5 protein-coding genes are annotated in these 6,257 nt (G+C 48.9%); 4 read left to right on the top strand and 1 reads right to left on the bottom strand.

Translation table 11 applies throughout. The features are described 5' to 3' along the window. Positions 1-787: sensor histidine kinase (locus RMO27_RS11290; RefSeq protein WP_396133667.1), on the top strand; the 787-nt coding region annotated here is incomplete at its 5' end. Between the two features lie 156 nt (positions 788-943). Here RMO27_RS11290 and groL read toward each other — a convergent pair. Continuing rightward, positions 944-2,620 carry a chaperonin GroEL gene (gene groL / locus RMO27_RS11285; RefSeq protein ID WP_309732427.1) on the bottom strand — a complete coding sequence of 559 codons (1,677 nt, stop codon included), beginning with the start codon at positions 2,618-2,620 and terminating at the stop codon, positions 944-946. A gap of 78 nt (positions 2,621-2,698) precedes the next feature. Here groL and RMO27_RS11280 point away from each other — a divergent pair, with 78 nt between their 5' ends. The 3 genes from RMO27_RS11280 to RMO27_RS11270 all read left to right on the top strand — a co-directional run bounded on the left by RMO27_RS11280 (position 2,699) and on the right by RMO27_RS11270 (position 5,979). Continuing rightward, a complete protein-coding gene (locus RMO27_RS11280) occupies positions 2,699-2,854 on the top strand; it encodes a hypothetical protein (protein WP_309732424.1) in 156 nt (51 codons plus the stop codon). A 236-nt stretch (positions 2,855-3,090) separates the two neighbouring features. Beyond that, a complete protein-coding gene (locus RMO27_RS11275) occupies positions 3,091-5,130 on the top strand; it encodes an NB-ARC domain-containing protein (RefSeq protein WP_309732423.1) in 2,040 nt (679 codons plus the stop codon). A gap of 90 nt (positions 5,131-5,220) precedes the next feature. Beyond that, positions 5,221-5,979 carry a TIGR00297 family protein gene (locus RMO27_RS11270; protein ID WP_309732422.1) on the top strand — a complete coding sequence of 253 codons (759 nt, stop codon included), beginning with the start codon at positions 5,221-5,223 and terminating at the stop codon, positions 5,977-5,979. The last annotated feature ends 278 nt before the right edge of the window (positions 5,980-6,257 follow it).

Genomic DNA, 6,257 nt, shown 5'->3' with positions numbered 1-6,257 from the left:
CGATGGTCTCGAACTACGTTCTAGAGTCAAATCAATGGTACGGAATAAGAAGCAATTCGACCGAATCGAATCTTTGTCCAGACTCCAACAAAACAGTATTGCTTCATTAGAAAATAACTTGGGTGAATTAGTCGGCGATTTGGCGATCGGCTTTGTGACCGAATTGAGCACCCCATTGAGTAGTATTCAAGAGCAACTAGAAGAACTCAGCGAAAATCTCGAAAGCTTTAGCAAAACTCAAGTGCGACATCTGATCGATTCAGCCAATCGATCGGCTACTAATATTCAAACAAATACTTATAAGTTTTGGACGTATCTAGACTTTGCTGCCGAAAAAAAGCAATTTTACAATAACGAAGTTTGCAATATTAAAGAGATTATCGAACAGATCGCGATCGTCCAAGCACAATGGTTGAATCGACAAAGTGACTTAGATGTTGATATCCAGCTTGCGACTATTGCGGTGACTTCCAAGCATAGCGAACTGATGATTAAAGAATTATTAGATAATGCTTTTAAATTTTCTGAAGCTGGTATCAAGATCCAGCTTTGCGGTCGCATCATCGATCGAGCGTTTCACTTTTGGATCGGAGATCGGCGATCGGATACGCCGATCGATCTCCCAATTTCTGGATTGAATCTAGGGGAGCAAGAATTAGGACTAGGCTTGAAAGTGGTCAAGAAGATCGTCGATTTATATGATGGTAGTTTTGCGATCAATATTAACGTTCGGCATGAAACCATCATCTATCTGACGCTCCCCTTGGGCTTGGCAGAGGGAAATTAAGTCAATTGATAATTGATAATTGATAGTTGATAGTTGTGGAGATCGGGAGATGTCACAAATAAAACTTTTCAAACAGCCTCTAACAAACAGAGCCGATCGAATATTCGATCGGCTCTGTTTTAACTCAGACTGGTATTGACGAGTGGGATTGATGGATTACATCATGCCCATGCCGCCCATGCCGCCCATGCCGCCCATGCCGCCCATGCCGCCCATACCACCCATGCCGCCCATGTCAGGAGCAGCAGATTTGGGTTCGGGCTTCTCGACTACTAGTGCCTCAGTCGTGAGGACTAAACCCGCGATCGAGACTGCATTTTGCAAGGAGGAACGGACGACCTTGGCTGGATCGACAATCCCCGCCGCCATTAAGTCTTCAAACACTCCAGTTGCCGCGTTATAACCGATATTATCAGCCGCAATGCGGACTTGTTCGACAACAACGGAGCCTTCGACACCTGCATTATTAGCGATCTGGCGTAGTGGTGCTTCGAGAGCTTTAGCAATAATATCAGCACCAAGTTTTTCTTCGTTATTGGTGAGGGTCAGCTTAAAGCTAGGAATTTTATTCGCTAGGTGAATCAATGTCGTACCACCACCAGGGAGAATACCTTCTTCTACGGCTGCTTTGGTCGCATTGAGGGCGTCTTCGATCCGGAGCTTGCGATCTTTGAGTTCGGTTTCGGTAGCCGCACCGACTTTGATTACCGCGACACCACCAGCGAGTTTGGCAATTCGTTCTTGGAGTTTTTCGGTATCGTAAGCTGAATCTGTCTCAGCGAGTTGTTGCTTGAGTTGAGCGATCCGTTTTTGGAGGTCGCCGCTGCTGCTGTTGCTAGAAACGATCGTCGTGTTTTCTTTGTCGATCGTGATTTTAGCGGCTGTACCCAACATTTCGAGCGTGGCGGTATCCAGATTCAGCCCGATTTCTTCGGAAATCATTTGGCCACCAGTGAGGATGGCGATATCTTGGAGCATCGCTTTGCGGCGATCGCCAAAGCTCGGTGCTTTAATGGCAGCGACGCTGAGGACACCGCGTGCTTTATTGACTACCAGGGTAGCGAGAGCTTCACCTTCGAGATCTTCGGCGATGATGAGAAGGGGTTTACCAGCGCGGGCAACTTTTTCCAGAATCGGAACTAAGTCCTGGATCGAGTTAATCTTTTTGTCGGTAATCAGAATTAGCGCATCGTCAAATTCAATCACCATCCGCTCTTGGTCGGTGACTAGATAGGGCGATAGATAACCGCGATCGATTTGCATCCCTTCGACTACTTCGAGTTCGGTGGTCAGGGATTTGGATTCTTCAACGGTAATGACGCCATCTTTGGTGACTTTATCCATCGCCGCCGAGATCATCTCGCCGACTTCGGCATCATTTCCGGCTGAGACACTCGCTACCTGGGCGATGCCTTTGCCTTCTACCGGTTTGGCCAGCTTGGCAATTTCGGCGACCAGCATCGTCACGGTTTTGTCCATGCCGCGCTTGATGCCGATCGGATTGCTACCAGCCGCCACGTTCTTCAAGCCTTCGCGAATCATTTCTTGGGCGAGGACGGTGGCTGTAGTAGTGCCATCGCCTGCCAAATCTTTGGTCTTGGCGGCGACTTCTTGAATCAATCGCGCCCCAGCATTTTCCAAGGGGTCGGATAATTCGACTTCTTTGGCGACGGTAATCCCATCATTTACGATCTGAGGTGCGCCAAATTTCTTTTCTAGTAGGACATTCCGCCCTTTGGGGCCGAGCGTAATCTTGACTGCATCAGCCAAGGCATTGACGCCCCGTTCCAGGGCACGACGGGACTCTTCGTTAAATGCTATGATTTTTGCCATACTATTTTTTTCTAATCATCTCTTCCAAAATTTAGCACTCTATGACGAGGAGTGCTAAACGGATGCCGATCGATCCATGTGCGGTTTCCCGAACTAATTGCCAAGTTAGAATTACCAGAGGAGTTACGCGAGATTTTTGGTAGCTGTCGCCATCAAAATAGTCAACCACTCCCAATCCGATCGAATCGCGGCGATCGACGAATCAGTTCAACCGCCAGCAGATCGATCGGGTAAACACTGCCGGTAACCGAACTTTCCCCGATTAAATGTCTAGCGATTGGCTAGAAAAATCTGAAAAAAGTATAATACAAGGTAAAATCTTTAATCGGATGAAAAATTAAAATTAAACTCCAAGCTTCAAACGAGTTTTAATCGCCAATTTTCAATATTAGCTATTTCTGCTCGATCGCGCTCCAGCCAGGGCAAGCCTTGCTAGCAGAGCGATCGTTAGATATCAATTGGTTGTAAGTATGGATGCCGATCGCGCGATCGCAATTATTGAAACAGTTCTGCCTCCCAAATCCCTGAATCCAGTGCAGATTCAGATTGTTCGTGGTGTGATCGCGGGACAAAGCTATCAACAAATCGTCACCACAGCTAAAACTGGGTCAGAACTCGACCCACACGATCGTCAACTTGCCAAGAATTATCAACTCGGTTATGTCAAAGAAACTGGCGCTCAATTGTGGCAGTTATTGAGCCAAAAACTGGGTCAAAAAGTCACCAAAAGTAGTTTGGCGGCAGTGCTGCTATGGTATTCCAAGCAGCCAGAATTTAAACTCGACGATCGCGCTCGATCCGTGCGAGCGCGATCAGACTTAGATCGACAACTGGCAACTAATCTGGAGACGGACGCACGTTTTTTCGGGCGGATGGAGGAATTAGCAACGCTGACTGATTGGTGCCTCTACGAACGTTGTCAGATCGTCTTCTTGATCGGTATGGGTGGGATGGGTAAAACCACATTGGCGGGGGAAATCGTGCGTAAATGTGGTGGGTATTTCGATCGAACAATCTGGCGATCACTGCTCAATTTACCGCCAGTCACCGAACTTTGTGGCGATTTGCTCCAGTGCTTGAGTGTGCAGCCACTGTCAGAGTTGTCAAATTCACTAGACGGACAGATCGAGTTATTAATTGCGGCACTCAAACGCGATCGCTGTCTCTTGGTTTTGGACAATGTCGAGTCGATTCTCGAAGGCCAAGTCCAGTCCGGTCAATATCTACCAGGCTATGAGGGTTACGATCGATTATTGAGAGCGCTGGGTGAATTGCCTCATCAAAGCTGTGCGATCCTCACCAGCCGCGAGAAACCCCATACGATCGCCCGATCTCAGATCGTCAGTCCTCAACTAGTTCGATCGATGACGGTCGCTGGAGTGACGGCCGGTGCCGGACATCAATTAATTCAAGCTTATGGTTGTCCGCAGCTCCCAGCGCAAATGTGGCAAAAAGTTCACGCCCACTATGCTGGCAACCCCCTCGCCCTGAAAATTGCGACGATTACGGCGATTGAGATGACTGGGGGTGGGGAAAAGATGCTCGCACTCTATTCGCTGATGGAAAGCGGTCAGCTTCAGTTTCAAAATATCGATGATATTCTCCATCGTCAATTCGAGCGACTCTCGGAGATCGAACAACAGTTGGTCTACTGGCTGGCGATCGAGCGCGAACCAGCCTCCGGCACCGAGTTGCGCTCGAATTTGTTATTAAATCAGACGGTACCTTGCGAAATTATCAGCGCGCTCCAGTCACTATCGAGACGTTGTATTACGACCTGTCTGGATGGGGGATGGTCGTTGCAACCAGTAACGCTCGCCTATGTCACAGGGCGATCGATCACTCGATTCGTGGCCGAACTACTGCCTCCCTTAGCAGCCGAGCCGCCAGCAGATCTGCAAGATCGCTTTGTCCATCTCAATACTTATGGCATCATGAAAGCCACCGCCAAAGATCGTCTCCGCCCAATCCAGATCCAGTCGATCCTCCGACCCATTCTCGGTCGATTGGTGAGCAGTTGGGGCACTCGCGAACGCATTGGCGACCACTTACGTGGCATCTTGGCACAGTGGCAGACGTTGACGCCAATTCCACCGGGCTACCTGGCCGGCAATATCCTCAATCTCCTCATCGAAATCGATCCAAATCGAGCGATTAAAGATCTAAACTGTTCTTTACTACCGATTCGATCGGCTTATTTAGTCGATGCGACTCTGCATCGGGTGAATTTTACTGCTGCCACCTTCGATCGATCGCTCTTTACCCAAAGATCGAGTGAGCTGTTCTCGGCAAATAATCATGTGTCAGACGAATTAGGAGTCGATCTCGATCGGCGGCAGCAGATTAGTGCCCGCGAAGCTGAAACGATCTACAGCCTAGATGTAAATCGCCCTCAAAATCCTAGTCTGTCGATCGATCGACCTTACGAACAGATGAATATTACTGGCGTCACGGGATTACCACCCGAGCAAATTCAAGCACTCAAATTACTAGGCGCGATCGAAGATTAACTCACGTCACCAATCTCGGTTTCTCCAACCAAATTATTTCCCCCAGTCCCCCAGCCCCTCAACTCCCAACTCCCCTCTCCCAACTCCCCAATGCCCAGCACACTCCCCAACCCCTGGCTAGTCGCGATCGCCTTAAACTCCCTGTTGGCGATCGTTGCCACCATTATTCCCAAGAAACTCTTAACTCCTGCTGGCTTAATTAATGCCTGGGGATTGGGAGTTGTCGTCTGGGGGACTTTGGGTTGGCGCGGCTATAGCGTGGTGATGTTTTATTTTCTCATCGGTTCGGCAGTCACGCGGATCGGCATGGCGCAAAAAGAAGCCGCAGGTATTGCCGAAAAACGTGGCGGTGCCAGAGGGCCAGAAAACGTCTGGGGTTCGGCAGCTACAGCGGCTGTCTGCGCGATCGCGATCGCCGCAATTCACTTCGGCTGGCTCGATCCGAGCTGGGAATCGGCATTTTTGTTGGGTTATGTGGCGAGTTTGAGTACCAAATTGGCAGATACGACTGCCAGTGAAGTTGGCAAGGCGTATGGGAAGAGTACGTTCTTGATTACCACCTTACAACCCGTACCTAGAGGGACTGAGGGTGCGGTTAGTTTGGAGGGGACGCTGGCGGGGATCGTGGGTGGTGTCCTGATTTCGCTGGTTGCTTACAGCTTGGGGCTGATTACGCTAACTGGCGTGGTGATTTGTACGATCGCAGCTTTTATTGCCACCAATTTAGAAAGCGTCATCGGCGCGACGGTACAATCCAAATTTGACTGGTTGACGAACGAATTGGTGAATGTTATCAACACGATTATCGGCGCAGTCGTGGCGATCGCACTCTCGATTTGGTGGCATTGATTAAGTTGTCGATCGAATCTAGTACTCCTCCCTTCCCGTACCCATTCCAGTGTCAACGAAGAAATAGGGGTTAGAGGGCGAAAGTTAGTGTAAATTGAAGAAATGGAACAAAAGCCGCAGCTAGATAAAATCGGGTTAAGTACAGCAGATTGGGAAGGAACCCCAATCGCAGTACAGCAGCTAGTGCTGGCATTATTAGCAGAAAATCAATAATTAAAAGCACGCTTGAGTCTCATCGAAGAGCAAATCAAGCAAAATAGCCAAAACTCATCAAAACC

Source organism: Chamaesiphon sp. OTE_75_metabat_556 (assembly GCF_031378165.1).
GTDB lineage: Bacteria > Cyanobacteriota > Cyanobacteriia > Cyanobacteriales > Chamaesiphonaceae > Chamaesiphon.
This window is presented reverse-complemented; position numbering and strand designations above follow the sequence as displayed.